This window comes from Halostagnicola bangensis (genome assembly GCF_054653435.1).
On sequence record NZ_BAAIGG010000004.1, the window covers coordinates 49,751 to 66,640 of the forward strand.

16 protein-coding genes are annotated in these 16,890 nt (G+C 59.7%); 9 read left to right on the forward strand and 7 right to left on the reverse strand.

Features of this window, described 5'->3' with window-relative positions; genetic code table 11:
• Positions 1-83: 83 nt before the first annotated feature.
• From proC to ACYQ14_RS20140, 5 genes are all read left to right on the forward strand, one after another.
• A complete protein-coding gene (proC, locus tag ACYQ14_RS20120; RefSeq protein ID WP_459890827.1) occupies positions 84-860 on the forward strand; it encodes a pyrroline-5-carboxylate reductase in 777 nt (258 codons plus the stop codon).
• Positions 853-1,686 carry a glutamate 5-kinase gene (proB, locus tag ACYQ14_RS20125; protein WP_459890829.1) on the forward strand — a complete coding sequence of 278 codons (834 nt, stop codon included), beginning with the start codon at positions 853-855 and terminating at the stop codon, positions 1,684-1,686. The genes proC and proB overlap by 8 nt, the downstream gene beginning before the upstream one ends.
• Positions 1,679-2,986, forward strand: coding sequence for a glutamate-5-semialdehyde dehydrogenase (locus ACYQ14_RS20130; RefSeq protein WP_459890831.1), 1,308 nt, complete (start codon positions 1,679-1,681; stop codon positions 2,984-2,986). The genes proB and ACYQ14_RS20130 overlap by 8 nt, the downstream gene beginning before the upstream one ends.
• A 96-nt stretch (positions 2,987-3,082) precedes the next feature.
• The gene (locus ACYQ14_RS20135; protein WP_459890833.1) at positions 3,083-3,748 is read left to right on the forward strand and encodes a helix-turn-helix domain-containing protein; all 666 of its coding nucleotides are present in this window, start codon (positions 3,083-3,085) and stop codon (positions 3,746-3,748) included.
• A gap of 265 nt (positions 3,749-4,013) precedes the next feature.
• Positions 4,014-4,268 (forward strand): DUF2061 domain-containing protein, encoded by a 255-nt coding sequence (locus tag ACYQ14_RS20140; RefSeq protein ID WP_459890835.1) that lies wholly within the window; start codon positions 4,014-4,016, stop codon positions 4,266-4,268.
• Between the two features lie 112 nt (positions 4,269-4,380).
• Here the strand turns inward: ACYQ14_RS20140 and ACYQ14_RS20145 are convergent, their stop codons facing one another.
• A complete protein-coding gene (locus tag ACYQ14_RS20145; protein WP_459890837.1) occupies positions 4,381-4,818 on the reverse strand; it encodes a helix-turn-helix domain-containing protein in 438 nt (145 codons plus the stop codon).
• 167 nt (positions 4,819-4,985) lie between these two features.
• Between ACYQ14_RS20145 and ACYQ14_RS20150 the strand changes: the two genes are divergently transcribed.
• Together ACYQ14_RS20150 and ACYQ14_RS20155 are read left to right on the forward strand one after the other, a co-directional pair.
• Entirely contained in the window at positions 4,986-5,651 is a 666-nt protein-coding gene (locus tag ACYQ14_RS20150) for a helix-turn-helix domain-containing protein (protein ID WP_459890838.1), read from the forward strand.
• A 138-nt stretch (positions 5,652-5,789) separates the two neighbouring features.
• A complete protein-coding gene (locus ACYQ14_RS20155; protein WP_283837040.1) occupies positions 5,790-5,939 on the forward strand; it encodes a DUF7560 family zinc ribbon protein in 150 nt (49 codons plus the stop codon).
• Between the two features lie 27 nt (positions 5,940-5,966).
• Here ACYQ14_RS20155 and ACYQ14_RS20160 read toward each other — a convergent pair whose 3' ends face one another.
• Positions 5,967-6,419: a pyridoxamine 5'-phosphate oxidase family protein gene (locus ACYQ14_RS20160; protein ID WP_283837037.1), complete on the reverse strand. Its 453-nt coding sequence runs from the start codon at positions 6,417-6,419 to the stop codon at positions 5,967-5,969.
• 171 nt (positions 6,420-6,590) lie between these two features.
• On the opposite strand from ACYQ14_RS20160, the gene ACYQ14_RS20165 reads away from it, so the two are divergent.
• The gene (locus ACYQ14_RS20165) at positions 6,591-6,920 is read left to right on the forward strand and encodes a cupin domain-containing protein (RefSeq protein ID WP_459890841.1); all 330 of its coding nucleotides are present in this window, start codon (positions 6,591-6,593) and stop codon (positions 6,918-6,920) included.
• Between the two features lie 83 nt (positions 6,921-7,003).
• On the opposite strand, the gene ACYQ14_RS20170 is transcribed toward ACYQ14_RS20165, so the two are convergent.
• From ACYQ14_RS20170 to ACYQ14_RS20190, 5 genes are all read right to left on the reverse strand, one after another.
• Positions 7,004-8,395 (reverse strand): ATP-binding protein, encoded by a 1,392-nt coding sequence (locus ACYQ14_RS20170; RefSeq protein ID WP_459890843.1) that lies wholly within the window; start codon positions 8,393-8,395, stop codon positions 7,004-7,006.
• A gap of 192 nt (positions 8,396-8,587) precedes the next feature.
• Positions 8,588-9,427 (reverse strand): TorD/DmsD family molecular chaperone, encoded by an 840-nt coding sequence (locus tag ACYQ14_RS20175; RefSeq protein ID WP_459890845.1) that lies wholly within the window; start codon positions 9,425-9,427, stop codon positions 8,588-8,590.
• An 11-nt stretch (positions 9,428-9,438) separates the two neighbouring features.
• The gene (locus ACYQ14_RS20180; RefSeq protein ID WP_459890847.1) at positions 9,439-10,638 is read right to left on the reverse strand and encodes a 4Fe-4S dicluster domain-containing protein; all 1,200 of its coding nucleotides are present in this window, start codon (positions 10,636-10,638) and stop codon (positions 9,439-9,441) included.
• A 17-nt stretch (positions 10,639-10,655) separates the two neighbouring features.
• Positions 10,656-14,270 (reverse strand): molybdopterin-dependent oxidoreductase, encoded by a 3,615-nt coding sequence (locus tag ACYQ14_RS20185; protein WP_459890849.1) that lies wholly within the window; start codon positions 14,268-14,270, stop codon positions 10,656-10,658.
• Positions 14,271-14,519: 249 nt separating this feature from the next.
• Positions 14,520-15,839 carry a P-loop NTPase gene (locus tag ACYQ14_RS20190; protein ID WP_459890851.1) on the reverse strand — a complete coding sequence of 440 codons (1,320 nt, stop codon included), beginning with the start codon at positions 15,837-15,839 and terminating at the stop codon, positions 14,520-14,522.
• Positions 15,840-16,622: 783 nt separating this feature from the next.
• Here ACYQ14_RS20190 and ACYQ14_RS20195 point away from each other — a divergent pair.
• The gene (locus ACYQ14_RS20195) at positions 16,623-16,841 is read left to right on the forward strand and encodes a hypothetical protein (protein ID WP_459890853.1); all 219 of its coding nucleotides are present in this window, start codon (positions 16,623-16,625) and stop codon (positions 16,839-16,841) included.
• Positions 16,842-16,890: the final 49 nt, after the last annotated feature.

Sequence of the window (16,890 nt, forward strand, 5' to 3'; positions counted from 1 at the left end):
CCCGAACGGGACAGGTCGGCGGTGGATCGACTGAGTTCAAATCAAAGTTGCTATGGTCCCCACACCACGAAGATGGAGGTAGAATGGTACATGCCAGCGTCATCGGGTGCGGGAACATGGGATCCGCCCTGATACAGGGGCTCGCAAGAACTGGAACCCACACTGTGACAGCGTGTGATGTCGATCCGGAGGTGCTCGAGGCAGTCTCGGAGTACTGCTCGAACACCACGACGGATCTCGAGACGGCAACCGAATCCGATCTGGTTTTCGTCGTCGTCAAACCGGATATCGTCGGAGCGGTTCTCGAGGACCTCGATCTTTCTCCCGATCAAACGCTCGTCTCGATCGCAGCAGGTGTTTCGACCGACTTTCTCGAGGATCAAACCGACGCAACTGTCGTTCGATTGATGCCGAATCTCGCCGCCGAATCGGGCAACATGGCGGCCGCCGTGACTGGTTCGGATATCAGCGACGACGTCAAATCAGTGCTCGACGACGTCGGCACGTTCGTCGAGGTCGAAGAAGAACAGATGGACATCGCGACCGCGGTCAACGGTAGCGGGCCCGCGTTCGTGTTTTACCTGCTCAACGCGATGAAACAGGCCGGCGTCTCGAGCGGGCTCGACCCCGCTGATGCGGAGGCCCTGGCCGCGCAGACGTTCAAGGGTGCCGGAGAGACCGTCCTTCAATCCGAGCGGAGCACCGACGAACTTATCGAGGCCGTCTGCTCCCCGCAGGGAACGACGATCGAAGGCATGAAAGTGCTCCGGGACAGTACCGTCGACGAAACCGTCGAAGACGCGGTGATCGCCGCAGAAGAGCGATCGGCGGAGTTAGCACAAGAATTTGCCAATGAATAATACAGTCGAACTGAACGAGGTCGAAACCGCGCGTCAGCTCGCTGCCGACGCCGATCGGGTGGTCGTCAAAGCAGGAACGAACTCCTTGACCGACGACGAGTCAAATCTCGACGACGACAAACTGGACAAGCTCGTCGACGACGTCGAGAATCTGCTCTCGAACGGAACGAATGTCCTTCTCGTCTCGTCCGGCGCTGTCGGTGCCGGGAAGGGGCGCGTCGGCTACACCAACGAGACGGTCGAGGAGTCACAGGCGCTCTCGACCGTCGGCCAGTCACACCTCATGCGTCGGTACACGGAGAGTTTCGAGCGGTACGACCGGAAAGTCGCCCAGATACTCATTACCCAAAGCGACCTCGAGAATCCGGACCGGTTCACTAACTTCAAGAACACGATCGAAACGCTACTGGAGTGGGGAATCGTGCCGATAATTAACGAAAACGACGCCGTCACGACCGAAGAGATCCGGATCGGGGACAACGATATGCTGTCCTCGTCGGTTGCCATCGGCGTCGATGTCGACTTATTGGTCACGTTGACCGATGTCGGCGGCGTCTACGAGGACAATCCGAAACAAAACCCCGACGCTGAACGGATCAAAGCGGTCGGAGAAAACTACGATGAAGTGGAGGCGCTCATCGACGAGAGCGCGTCGTCGACCTTCGGCGGCATCCAGACGAAGGTCTCCGGTGCCCGGTCGGCGAGCGAACACGGGATTCCGGCCGTCATCGCCAGATCCACCGAAGAAGCGGTCCTTGAAAAAATCGATGCCGGCAAGCCCGTGGGGACCATATTCGTTCCAACGAACGGTGTGAACAATGACTGAGAAAACTGCCCCAACCAAGGTCGAAGAGGCACAGACGGCGGCCCTCGAACTCGCAAAACGGTCGGACGACGAGCGCTCGGCGGCGCTTCGTTCGATTGCCGACGCGATCGACGAGCGACACGACGAGATACTCGAGGCCAACGAAACGGACGTTCGCGAGGGCGAGAAACTCCTCGAGGACGGGGAGTACAGTCAGGCACTCGTCGACCGACTGAAACTCTCGCCATCGAAACTCGAGAGCATCACGGAGATGGTCCGAAGCGTCGCCGAGCAGGACGATCCGCTCGGCAAGACCCAGACGGCACGGAAACTCGACGAGGATCTCGAGTTGTACAAGCGGACCGTTCCGATCGGCGTTATCGGGACGATCTTCGAATCCCGACCCGACGCGCTCGTCCAGATCGCCGCACTCAGCATGAAATCCGGCAACGCCGTGATCCTGAAAGGCGGAAGCGAAGCCAGCGAGTCGAATCGCGTGCTCTTCGACATTATTCGAGACGCGACGGCCGAGATGCCGACCGGCTGGGCACAGCAGATCGAAGCCCGGGCTGACGTCGACGCGATTCTCGAGATGGACGACGCGATCGACCTCCTCATGCCGCGGGGGAGTTCGGAGTTCGTGAGCTACATTCAGGACAACACGAGCATTCCCGTTCTCGGCCACACGGAGGGAATCTGTCACGTCTACGTCGATCGCGACGCTGATCGGTCGATGGCGGTCGACGTCGCCTACGACGCCAAGGTGCAGTACCCTGCGGTCTGTAACGCAGTCGAAACCCTGCTGGTTCACGAGGACGTCGCCGAAGCGTTCCTTCCGGAGATCGCAGCGGAGTACGCCGAAGCGGGCGTCGAACTACGCGGCGACGAGGCGACACAGGAAATCATCGACGTGGAATCGGCGACGGCCGAGGACTGGGCGACCGAGTACGGCGACCTGATCCTCTCGATCAAACTCGTCGACTCGCTCGAGGACGCCATCGGGCATATCACGACCTACGGCTCGAAACACACGGAATCGATTATCACCGAAGATTCGGATCGGGCGAGCGATTTCATGCGAAGTCTCGATTCGGCGAGCGTCTTCCACAACGCCTCGACCCGGTTCGCCGACGGGTACCGGTTCGGGCTCGGTGCCGAGGTCGGCATCAGCACGGGCAAGATCCACGCCAGAGGACCGGTCGGCCTCGAGGGGATCACCACCTACCAGTACTATCTCGAAGGCGACGGACAGGTCGTCGGGACCTACGCGGGCGAGGACGCCAAGGAGTTCCTCCACGAAGACGTAGACGAGACCCGGTGAGCACGGCCGAGAGCGGGTGACATAGCGGGTGATCGAATTTTCACCGGATGGGAATTCTGTGCAGTTGTTATCCAGTCGTCGAGACGATGGTATACTATGTCCGGCCTTAGTGCGACCATCGTACTCAAGGATGCTCCAAGGTGTCCGATCGCTCGAGTCTCCGACGAAGCCGGGACGACGGTCGACTCTGTCGCCCGCTCGTCAATCGCAGCTCCCGACACGCCCGCAGTCGAGGAGTTTACGATCGACGCCGAGGAGTCGACCGGATTTGATGCCGAGGACAATAGCCTCGAGATGACGACGGTTTCGGAGACCGAACGGACGGAAACGTATCGATTTGCTCGCGGATTCGACGACCCGTGTCCCTGCGAAGTGATCGAAGAAGACGGAACGCCCGTCTCTTCGATTCGGGCGGTGAACGGAGCGTTGTTTCTCACTATCCGAGCAATCGACGTCGATTCGATGTCGGCAATTATCCACCGACTTCACGACCATTTTGACGGCGTTCGCCTCCACGAGCTCGTCCAGGTCAGTGACGAATCCGCCGCCGATCCCGTCCTCGTCGATCGAGCGCAACTCACCGACCGGCAACGGGACGTGCTCGAGACGGCTTTCGAAATGGGATACTTCGACTACCCGAAAGGTGCGAACGCCAGCGAGGTCGCATCCGCTCTCGACATCTCGCGATCGACGGTAACCGAACACCTCGCAACTGCACAGACGAAGGTGCTCAAACGCCTTCTCGAGTCGCAGATCGGGTGATTCAGTCTGTCGCGTGAAACGGTCCTCACGGTTCGAGAATTCCCGAACCATGAGAAGTAACGATAATCGCTAGCAATTCCCGTTCATACCATTACGTACAGGTGACAAAGGAATGAGGGTCGACATTCGCGGACGATGGTATTGGAGCATCGGTCGCAATCGATTTCCGGGTCGATACAGCGGGTCCCAAATCGACGACCGACAGCTCCAGAAAGACGTGTCTCGAGTGGCTATAGCTCCAGCGGTCGAGACGAGGTGAAACCCGATGCGATCGACACTGTACACTGCCCTCGTTTCCAGATCCGCGTTCCAGGCACACTCGCGCACGCTCGTCAAAACGATTTCCTACCGGCTGCTGATGATAGTCGTCACGATTGCGGTTGCGTTCGTCGTCACGGGAAGCGTAACCGATTCGATTAACATCGGTGTCGCTACGAACCTGTTGAAAACCGGGACGTACTACGGCTACGAACGCCTCTGGGCGCACATTTCCTGGGGATTCGAGGGAGAGCGGTCATAGTCTTCGAAGAAATCGCTCGCGTCTTCGCGGAAATGCGATCGTAAATTCCCAGAAAGAGTCGTTCTCGTTTCCTGTCGGGTTCAAACACCACTTCGTACCGACTGTATCGACTTCAGTCGTCAGCAACCGCGTACGGAAAGCTGGAATCGGATTCGGCCTCAGTTTTCCCGATCGGCGAATGCGAAGCACGTCCGGTCTCGTTTTCGGTGTCATCGTTCGTCATCTCGATTTCGAGGTCGCCGCCGTCAACTGAAACGAGTACCTCGTCGAAACATCTGCGGTACTCCGTCGCGTGTTTTGCCGAGGTGTTGATCCGAACCCGTTCCTCGAGGAGACCGGCCCCAGCCAGCTCTTCGACTTTTCGGTAGGCCGTCGACATCGGAATCGCACACTGCTCGGAAAGCTCCGTTGCGGTCAGTGTGTCCTCGGTCGTAGCCTCGAGGATGGCTCGACAGGCGGTGTCGTTCAGGACACCAAGTACCGTCTCTGCATCGGCGGAATCATCGGTTGCTGGGCATCGTTGGTTCGTCGTGGAGTTTGTCGCGGCCATTGTCTTGACTACTAGTACCGGCCCAGCGGTCACCAATTGAATCCCCATAAATATAGGGTTCTTTATATGGGGGAGAGGAATAGCCCCGGGCGCCTCTGCTCTTTGACGAATATGACGATCACTTCCGGACACAGGGTTTAGGGGGGACGGACCCAGAATAGGAGCTAATGGCTTCGGGGATCCGCGCGGAGGTGAAACTCGACGACCCGGTCGACTGCGTCGTCACACAGGCGTCGAAAGTGGCGGGCGGGAACGTCCAATCAGTCTCGAAGAGTACCAACCCGGACGCGCCCGAGCGTGTTGCCGAGGAATTCATGCTCGAAGCCGACAAATATCCTGACGAGTTCGATACTGACGTCGAACCGTCGCCGATCTTTTCGTACGGCTCGAGCGAAGTGTACCGGTTCGAACGCGACCTCGGACGCGGGTGTCCGTGCGAGTGTATCGAAACGCACGATTCACCCGTTATCGACGTTCGAACGCAGGAGTCGTCGCTGTTTTTGACCTTCCACGCACCGGACATGGAAGGATTACAGGCGATTATCGGTGATCTACAGAACCGCTACTCAAACCTCGACGTCCAGCGACTGCTCCAGTCACAACAGGATCGCGCCGAGCAGAATCTCGTCTTCGTTGACCGAAGCACGCTCACTACTCGACAACTGGAGGTCCTCGAGACGGCCCACCGAATGGGCTATTTCGAACATCCGAAACGGGCAAACGCCGGCGAGGTCGCCGACGAACTCGAGATTACCGGGACAACTTTCACCGAACATCTCGCGGCCGCACAGACGAAACTGCTCGATGCGATCCTCAAGTACGAGGACGGGTGATTCCGCCTAACGGTGAGTCATGAATAAAGAACGTTGTGGCAACTACAGGCGATCGGCAGTAAACCGGAACCCTATATGTAATGGACGCGGAGCTATAAATGTAGACGACCGAGAATACAGACGAGTACACCCTCTCCCATGAGCAGATACGAATTTACCTGTCCGGAGTGTGAACAAACGATCGAGGTCAACGAGTCGATGCGAGATGCGACGCTGACACACGGGTGTCCGGTTTGCAGTGCCGACGTAACGGCCGCGGATTTTGCCGCCGAGCAACGGACGAATTGAGCGATTTCGACAGCACAGCTGTCCGCCCTACTCCGCTCGATCGATTTCCGTCTGTCTCCCGTTCAGCGACTCCGGCTCGAGGCGATAGAGGTCGATATCGAGGTCCTGTTTTCCCTGCGCCCAGATTTCGAACAGTGGTCGTTTCGCGTCGCCGTACTGTGCGATCTGTTCGGGCGACAGCTCCGACGGCGGAATGCTCTCGAGTGCGCCCGTCGCGATGATGCTCCGGTACGTCGAGTCCCGCTCGGCGTAGACGACGAGCCGCGCCGACGGCGAGGACTCGAGGAAGGCCCGTTTCTCGCTTTCTGGCGTCGATACCAACCGCATGTAGAATACCCGCTCCTCGTCGTCGTACCCGTACGAAATCGGGATCGCGTAGGGATCATCGGTTCGAGCGAGCGATAACACCCCCGTCTCGTGGTGACCGAGAAAGCCGTCGATTTCCGCCTCGGTCATTTCGGTCTCCTGGTCGATTACCATCGTTTCAGTGGATTGAGCAAGGGCGAACACGGTCTTTATAGTTGTCATCGCGGGCTTGGGTTGCACCCGCCCGCTCGAGCGTTCCCATGGTATCGCCGTCGAACCGACGACGACGAACGACCAACAATCTCATAATGGCTGATATCGTTCTCCTCGAACGATACGCACACCATGTCACTCGACAGCTACGCGGATGCGACGACGGATCTCGAGCCCGAGGCGGAAGCGATCGAAACCGCAGAGCTCGTCGTAACCGACGACGTGCTCGTAAAGGCGTTCGCGCTCGGTCCGGGCGCACAGCTTGAGCCACACGAACACCCCGACAGCACGAACGTCTTTCACGTCCTCGAGGGGACCGTGACCGTTATCCGGGACGGAGAGAGCGAGGAAATTGCGGCACCGGGCGTTGTCAAGCACGCACGCGGCGCGGAACACGGCGCTCAAAACGAAACCGACGAGACGGTGATCTTCACGGCGAGTCTGTGTCCGTTGCCGTCCTGAGAACCGCGTCCGTTGGTCGGACTCGAGTCGAGACGTACTCCGACTTCGGTCTCGAGAAATCGGCGCCTGAATCGCTCAGACGGCTACTCGTCCGAAAAAAGCCGATCGAGGTCGTCGAGGTCGAAAAGCGACCAGTTCTCCTCGAGGTTGTCGGCGAGACCGTCTACGAACCCACTTTTCGAGAAGACGGCGAATCGTTCGGATCGGTCTCCCGGCCCCCATCGGACGCTGTCGGCTTTCGTTCGAAGCTCCTCGACGAGTCCGCGACCGACCGGTTCGCCGGTCCACTTGCATTCGGCCAGGAGAATTCGGTCGTCGGCAGGAGCGAGCCCGACGATATCGATTTCCGCTTCGCCGTACCACCATCGTCCAACCTCGGAGTAGTGTTCGACGTCGCCCCGTCTGATCATCTCCCAGACGGCTTCTTCGCAGATGTCCTCGAACGTCGTCGCGACGTGAGTGGGAAGGTCCGGTTCGATGGACGTATCGAAAACAATGGCTGGGGCTTCTTCGATACTGGAACGGTTCGGTTCGACGTATCGGAACCAGAAGGCGAGGAATTCGTCGGCGACACGGTACCGGGAGCGTTTGGACTTCTGTCCGGTCGCCGTGACCGGAACGTCGCGGTCGAGGAGTCGGAGTCGACGGAGGGTCCGAAGATACTTCGAGAGCGGTCCGGAGTCGATACCGGTGGCCCCGGAGATTTCGTTCGGCGTCGTGTGGCCCAGCGCTACCGATTCGAGGATACTCAAATAGCGCGCGGGATTTCGGAGTTCGGTCCGGAGCAAAAACTCCGGTTCGTTATAAAGGACTGCTGTCGGTGAGAGGACGTGTGACCGGATGTTCTCGGCGAGGGGTTGTTCGTAATCGAAGAGCGTCAGGTACATCGGCGTCCCGCCGGTGACGGAGTACGAGCGAATTGCGTCGACGATATCGTACGAAATGACTTCTCGAGCTTGCCCGAAGGTAAACGGTTGTAGGTCAATTTGGCCAGTCCGGCGACCATACAGCGGACTTTCGTGGCCGAGTACTTCGGATTCCATCGTGCTCACGCTCGATCCACAGAGGACGAGCATCGACCCGGTATCTGTAAGCTGTTCGTCGACGAACGCCTGTATGTACGACGGAATCGAATCGTTCCCTTCGATCAAGTATGGAAATTCGTCTATGACGATAATCCGGTCTTCTTCTGCGAGCTTCTCGCCGAGGTACTCGAACGAATCGTCCCATCCCTCGACACGTGGGACACGTTCATCGAACGTCTCGGCCACTTGTTCGACGAATTTTTCGCGTTGACGGATTTCCGCCTCCTGAGCTGCGAGATGATAGATGTGCGGGTAGTTCTTACACAGTTCCTTGAGAAGTGCCGTCTTTCCGACGCGCCGACGCCCATAAACGACGTAGAAAGCGTGACCTGCCGATTCGAACGCCGTTTCTAACGACTCGAGCTCGTCGGTCCGGTCGTAGAAGGTCATACTTTGACTAATGATTACTGCGATAATGACTTGTGTGTTACGGTGAGACGAACACGAATGGTCGCACGGGCGAACTCGTTTCGAGGTGTTTCGAGGTGTTTCGAGGTGTTTCGAGGTGTACTCGAGACATCTAGACGCCATCCACTGCATCCGAAAGCCGCCCACCAGATCGGCAAAACCCCTCCGCTGGTTTCAGTACGGACCCGACCGATCGCCCCTCGGTGGCTGTGGCTCCGCCTGTTGTTGCCCGGTCTCCGCCTGTTGTTGGCCGTCCTGCGCGTCGGTCGCCGGCGACGGCGTCGAGCCGCAGGTTCCACAGCGGAAATCACCCTCGCTGCCGGCGAAATCCTCGAGCGGCGACGGCGGCGTTTCGGCGAAGACGTCCGGCTCGACGCCGAATCGGTCGGCGTCTAGTTCCACCAGCCGCTCGACCAGCTCGGCGAGCGTTCGATAAAACGCGACCCCGCTGTCTTCTTGCACCGTCTCGCTAAACCGAGGAATCCAGCGACCGAGGTGGTCCTCGAGAAACGCCCCCTGAGCGTCGGTGACGATCTCGAGACCGGTTTCGTCGCCGTCGAGTTTGAGGGACGCAGTCTGCAGAGACAGGTGCGAGAGGAACTCGAGTTGGAGACAGAGGTGATCCGACCGCTCGCGCTTGTCCGGCTCGAGCGAAAGTCCGAACGCCTTGTAAAATCCCGAAATATCCGCCAGCGTGTCGGTGCTGGTCACGAGGGTTCCGGGGGCGTACTCGATCTGATACTGCTGTATTTCGCCGCCCTTTTCGAAGCCGAACAGCGTCGCCCAGTCGGAGTAGCGCTCGTCGACGCAATCCGGATCGGTCGGTGCTGCCTCGACGACCGCCTCCGCGTGATCGCAAAGTTGGTCGTCCGCAAGCGCCTCGGCCGATTCGACTAGCTGGTCGGCGAAATCGCCGGAAACCAGCGCATCCTCGAGGTCGCCGCCCGGTCGGTCGAACGCCAGCGAGGCGAGCTTGTACAATCGTGCGCGGTGGACGTGTGTATCTGGAGTCATTGTAATCGTGATTAGGTGACGTCGAGACGGTAAACGTCGTTCTCCGCGTCGTAGCGTTCGCGCTCGTAGGTCGGTTCCTCCATCGGGACGCGGGCGACGGTCGAGCCGCTCTCGTCGTAGCCGATCGCCTCGTCGTCGGTGACCTCGAACTGCTCGATGCGCCACTCGGTCGAACCCATCAGGTGAAGGAGGCCGCGTAGCTTGCGGTGTTCCTCGTCGCCCCGGCGGGCCGCCCTGTAGGTCTCTTTGGCTTCCTCGACGCCCGGCCCGAACATCTGAAAGAGGTAGTCGGTGGGAACGTTGGTCGGCGGAACGTAGTAGACGTTCGGCTCGAGACCTAACTGCGGATACAACGGCAGGGCGACCTCAGCCTCGTGGACCATGAAGTCGATCGGGTTATCCGGATCGGCTTCCTCGGGCGGGTTGACCCAGCCGTGCTGTCGGATCTTGCCGAGGCAGTTTTCGAAACACTGCGGAACCATCCCCTGTTCGATTTTCGGGTAGCAACCGACGCACTTCTGGGATCTGCTTTCGGCGGGATTGAACACGGATTTGCCGTAGGGACAGGCACGGACGCACTCCTGGACCGCCTGACAACTATCTTCGTCGATGAGAACGATCCCGTCCTCGGTTCGCTTATAGACGGCCTGAACCGGACACCCGCCGGCACACGCCGCGAACGAACAGTGGTTACACACTCGAGGCAGGTAGAAGAACCACATCGGGTGGGTCTGCTCGCCTTTGGGGATGTGCGTGTCCGACTCGAACGATTCACCGGCGGGTTCGTCCTCGCCGAGGTTCGGATGAGCCCAGTCTTCGTCGTCGGGACGGTAGCCGACGATGTCTTCGCCGTGTCGGTTGGCGATCTCGTCGTCGATTAGCATGTCGTCCCAGTCGACGTCGTTGGCCTCGAAGATCGTGTCACCCTCGTAGACGCCGTCGGAACCCCAGTTCTGGGTTCCGAGCTGATCCAAAATCTCCTTGTCCCAGCCGATGGGGTGACCGCCGTAGGGCTTCGTCTCGACGTTGTTCCAGAACATGTGCTCCTGGCCCTCGCCGTGGGTCCAGGTCGTCTTACACGACATCGTACACGTCTGGCACGCAATGCACTTGTTGATATCGAACACCGCGCCCCACTGTCGATCCGGTCGGGACTCGGCGTACGGGAATTCCATCTCGCGTCCGATCTGCCAATTGTAGACTTGCGCCATTTGTGTTCACCTCGATGTTAGTCGTCGGATTCGCTCGCAAAGCCGCCGCTGAGGTAGTCTTCCATCGTATCGTCTTCCTGGGTCGGTCGGATCCCGCGGTCGACGGGTTCCCACGCGCCTTCGGGCTCGCCATCGTCGTTCACGCCGCCGTCTTCGGCCTTGTCGATCTTGACGAAGGCTTCCTTCGGCGCGCCGTTTGCCGCGTGGACGTCGGGCTCGAAGCCGACGTTCAGATTCATCCCGCCAAGATCCTTCCGCGGCATCGAATCCGTCAACCACGTCCGGCGGAGCCAGGTCGTCGTCGCGGACTGGTGGCCACCGCTCCGGTAGAGCGAGACGTAGCTCGTGTCCTCGGCTTTGGCCATGCCGTCCTCGCGTTCTTCCTGTGCCTCGTAGGTCTTGTGCGACGTCTGGTTGACGTTCATCCAGCTCCTGGTCACACCCTGGGGGAGGCTCGGCTGGTACCGAATCCGCATCATCGCACGGGCGTACTCGCCGTCTTCGTCTCCCTCCTCCCAGCCCTCGTACGGACGGTCGGAGGGGTCGGCGTCGACCCAGACGTAGTCGCCGTCCTGAAGGTCTTCCGAACGGGCGTCCTCGGGGTTCATCTCGATGTAGCCCTCACCGATGTAGGGCTTTCGCTCGTCGAAGCTATCTCGCTCCGTTCGTCGACCCATGTCACCGTAGTTGCCCCACCAGACCGCGATATTCGGAAGCGCGTTCGCGAAGGTGTGGGTCCCGTGGCGGTACTTTGGCGTCATGTAGACGTAATCATAGCCCTCGTCGAGGTCGGTCAGCGGGTGCGTGCTGTCGACCAGCTCGCTCGGGGACTTAATCACGTTGCGAACCTGTCGATCGTTCGTGCTCTGGACTTTCGCCTCGCTATCCCAGCCCCGGTCTTCGGGCGTCTCCGGGTCGATCACGGGGCTGTCGCTGTCGTCGACGATGACGTTCGGTTCGTACGGCGTCGCGTCCATCGGCTCCCGGTGAAGCGGAATGTTCTCGCCCGCTTCGGCGAACTCCTCCTCCTCGCGGAAGAACTCGAGGCGACCCGATTTCGTGTACCACGGATCGTCGTCTTGCATCTGTTCGTTGCCGACCCGCTTGGGGTAGCTCCGGGTCATGATGATCGCCGGCGTTCCCTCTTGGGCATCGTCTAACAGCTCCTCGACGTCGTAGCCGGAGACGGTGTTCGAGTTGTCGATGATCCGCTGGAGGTACGGTTTCGCCTGGTACTCGTCTTCGTCGATGAACTCCCAGTAGTCGATGAACCGATCGTCGTCCGTTATCTCCGCGAGCTCCGCGGCGACGCCCTTGTAGTGTTGGGCGTCGTTTCGGGTGTTGTAGATCCGGTCGATTCCCGTCTCGGGCATCGTCGTAATAAACGGGTTGGTAACCGAGGCGGTGATGTCATTGACGTGGTGTTCGGCCCACGAATCGACCGGGAAGACGATATCAGAGTACTCGCAGGTCATCGTCCACCACCACTCGTTGGTGAAGAAGGCCTCTATCTTCCCGGTGCGAAGCATCTTCTCGATAATCTTGTAGGCACCCTTTGCATTGCCGAGGATCGAGTTCGAGCCGGACACCCACAGCGACTTCGTCGGCGTGTGCATGTGTGAGTCACCCTGGAAGTACTCGCCGTCGACCTCGAGGGGCTCGTCCAAGTTCGTGTAGAAGTGTGCCGACTGTTCGTCGTAGCGCTGGTCGACACTCGCTGGCTCGTCTGGATCGAGTTCGATGTCGAACGGGTCCTCATCGGCGTAGTTCGGTAGTCCGTTGAAGTACGCCGAGCGGTAGTTGCCAGAGTAGCTTCCGACGTTGCCGGTCCGATAGCCGACGTTCCGGGTGAGCGATGCGAGCAGGAAGACCGCGCGATCCTTCTGATCCGCGTTGGTGTAGTGATTCGGTCCCATGCCGGTCAGCACGAGCGTCTCCTCCTGGTTATCCGCGAAGTCGTGGGCCAAGTTTTCGACGGCCTGGGGGTCCGTCCCGACGACATCGGCGGCTGACTCGAGGTCGTAGGTCTCGAGCAAGTGCTCGCTGATCAGGTCGAACACCGGTCGGACCTCGACGGTCTCTCCATCGCCGGCTTCGCCGGCCGTTCGCGAATCCGCCGAATTCGCACCGTCGGCAAGTTCGACCTCGAAACGGCCCTCAAGCGACGCCTGCGTGTCGAAGTCATCTCCGATGTCGTCTCGCGTGACCGCCTCAAGCTCGCCGCTTTCCTCGTCGCGGACGACGAAGTCGCCCCACTCGCCGCGCAAGTCCTCGGTAATGATCTGTTCGTCGAGGTTGAGCGAGCCGGCATCCGGCCGACCCGCTTCACCCTCGACGGTTCGGGTCTTCTCCAACTCCTCGGGCTCGTAGCCCTCGAAGACGTCGCTCGCGCGAAGCATCTCGTTGGTGTCCATGCGGACCAACAGGGGGAGGTCGGTGTACCGACGGACGAAGTCCTCGTCGTATAGCTCCTCCTCGATGAGCACGCGTGCCGCGCCGAGGAACAGCGCCGAGTCAGTGGCGGGTCTGACGGTGATCAGTTCGTCGCACTTCGAGGCAGTCGCGTTGTAGTCGGTGAATATTCCAGTGATCTTCGTCCCTTTCAGTCGGGCCTCGGTCAACCAATGACAGTCGGCCATCTTCGTCGTCAAAAAGTTGAGCCCGGCGACGACGACGTGGTCGGCCTGCTCGACGCTCGAGAGATCGAAGTCGACCGTCTGCTGGCCGGTGACCATCGTGTGGCCCGGCGGCAGGTCGGTGTGGAACGAGTAGTTGTCGAGCCCGACAGCGCCGAGTGCCTCGTCTTCGTCGACGTCGCGGACGTAGTTGTCCAACAGCGACATCGAGTTCGCGTTGCGGTACTGTCCCCAGAGCTTGATGACCCCGAGCAGGGGCATCCCGCCCCGGAACTTCATCGAACGAACGCCCGCGCCCTGGGTCTGTTCGACGACGCGTTCGTCGTACTCTTGCTCGAGCAGGGCGTTCATTCCGGACTCGCCGCTGTAGAACTCGGCGAGTTCGAGGAACGTCCGCGCGGCGAGGTCGTAGGCCCCCTCGTGGTCGACCCGGATGAAATCGTCCTCACCGCGATTGGCGTACTCCTCGGGCATCGAACCGTCGTCGTCCCGCGGGAAGCCGTCTTCGACCCACTCCATGAATCCCTCTCGGACCATCGGGTCTTTCACGCGGCGTTCGCTGTAGAAGCGCTCAATCATCGCCAGTCCCTTGTTACAAACTCGCGGATCCCAACGCTGGGTCGCCTCGTTCCCCTCGAGATCGGTCGCCTCGCCGTAGTTCATCGAGGGGCCGAGGCGAGTGATCTCGCCGTTCTTGATCGAGGCTTCGAGATAACAGTTGTGGGTGTCGTTGGGAGTACACGTGAGCATGTAGGAGTCGTCGGGTTCCCACACGTCGCGGTAGTGATCTTCCCACCCCTGGTTAGGGTACTCTTCGAACGGATTCATGGGGCCGTCGTCCTCTTCGTCGGTGTCGCTCGTGAGTCGACGAAGGCCGAGAAGTCCCAGCCCGGACGCGCCGGCGACGCCCGCGGCGGCCGCACCGAGTTCCCGACGAGTCAGATCGAAGCCGTCCGCATCCGATCCGCTCGTTCGGCCATCGTCCGACTCGCTCATCGTCCCACCCCATATCCAGAGCGCGGGGAGTCGGATGGCGATTCCCTCGTCCGCCGTTTCGGGCGGTGCCGGTCGGTCGTGGATTGTCCGTATGCCATCACAGGCAAAACTCCGCGGCCTATTGATTAACTAAAATCGCCACTTCCCATGTTCTGGGGGTTGCTCGGCCAAAACCCTCCGAATAACGGTGCTTTATACGAGGGAGAAATCCACCGAAGCGTTGTCGCAAGTACCGCTCGCCTCGGACGACTACGCCGCCGGCTCCGACGTCGACGGAGTCGATGCGTCGGCTTCGGCCTCAAGTTCGAGTAGCCACCCGTCGCGGCCGAGGTCGTCGATCGTCGTTCGCGCGAGCGAGCGCCCGTCGTACTCGAGGCGCTGTTCGACCACCTTGGCGAGTTCTTCCGGATCTCCGCGCATCACGATCGAGACCGGCGAGTTGTCGGCGACGCCGAATTCGGCGATCGCCTGCCGGTGGACGCTCGTCGGCGGAAGTCCGCGAAGGTCGATCGCTCGTTCGGGGACTTCGGGACCGGACGATCCCAATAAGAATTCCTCGACAGCCGATGCAAGTGATGCAATCCCGTCCTCCCCGGGACTCGAGGGGTCGGCAAAGTCCATCATCAACGGATCGTGGAGCATCGGGTCGAACGGAATTGGGTCGAGCGAGCCGTTTACGAATTCGACGGATTCGATCACGTCCGCGAGTGGGCGTCCGTTGCCTTCGAACGGAGATCCGAGATCCGCGGCCTCGGTCGCAACCATGTTCGGGACGACGCCGATCGTCTGAACGCCGTAGGCCTCGAATAGGGCACCGGTTCGTTCCGTCGACCGAGCGCCCGCGTCGGTCGGCGTACTGACGAGCAAGCCGCCGTCGAGCGGAGCCTGCTGGACGAGGGTCGTCACGGCCTCGCCGATCCCCGGCGGGAGGTCGACGAGCAACACGTCCCGATCCTCCCAGACGGCGTTGCCGAGCAGATCGGTTACGACATCGTGGACCATGGCTCCGCGCCAGGCGACCGGTCCGTCTTCGGCGATCAGTTCGACGCTCATAACTTCGATCCCGTCGGCCAGTACGGGCATCGGACTTCCAGAAGGCGTCGACTGGACGGGTCCTTCCGCATCCAGCAGATCCGGCGCATCGGGTGCGTGGACGTTGGCGTCGAACATGGCGACGTCTAGCCCCGCCGCATCGAGCGCTCGAGCGAGCGAGACGGTAACCGTCGTCTTCCCAACGCCACCTTTCGCGCTCCCGACGGCGATCAACGACTCAACTCCCGTGACCGGCAACCCGGTCTCGGGTGCCTCCGCCTCGACCGCCTCGACTCGAGCGTGTTCGACATCCGGTGTCGCGAGGGCAACACCCCGTAACTGATCGGTAAGCCGATTCGCCATGGGTTGGTCGAGTCGGCCGAAGTTCACCACGAACGTGACGATTCCGTCCTCGACGATAACTTCCTCGAGGAGTTGCTCGCTAATCGGATCGCCGCCGGGGATTCGGACGGTTCGAACGCCGTCGACAACCGCCCGCCTGATTTCGTCGTCCGGTCGGGGAGGGGTTGCTTCCATGGTCGATACGTCGTCCCGCACGGATATTTCACGCGTCGAGAGTTCCCACGCCGTGGGAAGACGGGATCTAACTGATCGGTTCGTCGGACAGGCGCTAGTCTCGAGAAGTGGGAGATATTGGCAGGTTAAAATTCATTATTGAGCAATACTATAAACATTGTCAAAGCACCATAGATACGATTTGAAGGCTTTATATTGTGAAATCTGCCGTCTCAACTTCTGGATGGAGAACGATTCGGCTAGAATTTTCTATTCTTACTAAGAATACAGAATATAAAAGACCTATCCCACTATAGAGCGTATTAAGTAGTGATACACAATAATTATACAAAAATTAAATCCATATCTGTGTTCTCTCCCTCTACTGAAGTTTATAATAAGTACAATACTACCAAATTCTCACGGCACCTACAAAGTGCATACTGAACAACGATAAAATGGAGTCACCAGTGGACAAGCAACCTGAGCGTGCGGCCGGGACACCGAACGTAAACGGACCTAACCGAAACTCGAGCACACCGACTAACCACGGCCGTTCGAACAGTGATCTAGCGCGAAGCCAATGGCTTCTCGAGGAAAACTCATACTGTCGGCTGTACGTCGTTCACGATTGTCGTCGCCCCGGGGTGCGAGAATATTCACAGAGGGACAGCCGACAGTATCAGGAACCATTCATCGCTTGGGTATAGGTTCGCCACGGGCGGTCACTTCTCTATATCTCTCTGGTGATCGCAGTAGTACTATTATAAACCGCTAATGTACCGCCGAGGAACGACTCCAGTGATGAGCGCCAAAACGATCACATACGAGACGCCCGAGGGAGCCGAGACGACGACGGTCGAGGAGGTAGAATACGAATCGACGTCTGGAATCTGGCGGTTCGAGAGCGAGTCCGCCCGCGGCAGTGAAATCGTTCGAGTTCCGCGTGAACGGGTGTACGAAATCCGCCAACAGCAGCCAGAACAAGAAGAGTCTGGGCGGGACAAATATGGCCACCCGTGAGTAATCGCACCGACACGCGATGAGTTGCCGTCAGGAATTGGCGCTAGGT

Excerpts from the sequence above, each read along its gene's own strand:
- proC (WP_459890827.1), top strand. The coding sequence starts at position 84 with ATGGTACATGCCAGCGTCATCGGGTGCGGGAACATGGGATCCGCCCTG.
- proB (WP_459890829.1), top strand. The coding sequence starts at position 853 with ATGAATAATACAGTCGAACTGAACGAGGTCGAAACCGCGCGTCAGCTC.
- ACYQ14_RS20130 (WP_459890831.1), top strand. The coding sequence starts at position 1,679 with ATGACTGAGAAAACTGCCCCAACCAAGGTCGAAGAGGCACAGACGGCG.
- ACYQ14_RS20135 (WP_459890833.1), top strand. The coding sequence starts at position 3,083 with ATGTCCGGCCTTAGTGCGACCATCGTACTCAAGGATGCTCCAAGGTGT.
- ACYQ14_RS20140 (WP_459890835.1), top strand. The coding sequence starts at position 4,014 with ATGCGATCGACACTGTACACTGCCCTCGTTTCCAGATCCGCGTTCCAG.
- ACYQ14_RS20145 (WP_459890837.1), bottom strand. The coding sequence starts at position 4,818 with ATGGCCGCGACAAACTCCACGACGAACCAACGATGCCCAGCAACCGAT.
- ACYQ14_RS20150 (WP_459890838.1), top strand. The coding sequence starts at position 4,986 with ATGGCTTCGGGGATCCGCGCGGAGGTGAAACTCGACGACCCGGTCGAC.
- ACYQ14_RS20155 (WP_283837040.1), top strand. The coding sequence starts at position 5,790 with ATGAGCAGATACGAATTTACCTGTCCGGAGTGTGAACAAACGATCGAG.
- ACYQ14_RS20160 (WP_283837037.1), bottom strand. The coding sequence starts at position 6,419 with ATGGTAATCGACCAGGAGACCGAAATGACCGAGGCGGAAATCGACGGC.
- ACYQ14_RS20165 (WP_459890841.1), top strand. The coding sequence starts at position 6,591 with ATGTCACTCGACAGCTACGCGGATGCGACGACGGATCTCGAGCCCGAG.
- ACYQ14_RS20170 (WP_459890843.1), bottom strand. The coding sequence starts at position 8,395 with ATGACCTTCTACGACCGGACCGACGAGCTCGAGTCGTTAGAAACGGCG.
- ACYQ14_RS20175 (WP_459890845.1), bottom strand. The coding sequence starts at position 9,427 with ATGACTCCAGATACACACGTCCACCGCGCACGATTGTACAAGCTCGCC.
- ACYQ14_RS20180 (WP_459890847.1), bottom strand. The coding sequence starts at position 10,638 with ATGGCGCAAGTCTACAATTGGCAGATCGGACGCGAGATGGAATTCCCG.
- ACYQ14_RS20185 (WP_459890849.1), bottom strand. The coding sequence starts at position 14,270 with ATGAGCGAGTCGGACGATGGCCGAACGAGCGGATCGGATGCGGACGGC.
- ACYQ14_RS20190 (WP_459890851.1), bottom strand. The coding sequence starts at position 15,839 with ATGGAAGCAACCCCTCCCCGACCGGACGACGAAATCAGGCGGGCGGTT.
- ACYQ14_RS20195 (WP_459890853.1), top strand. The coding sequence starts at position 16,623 with ATGAGCGCCAAAACGATCACATACGAGACGCCCGAGGGAGCCGAGACG.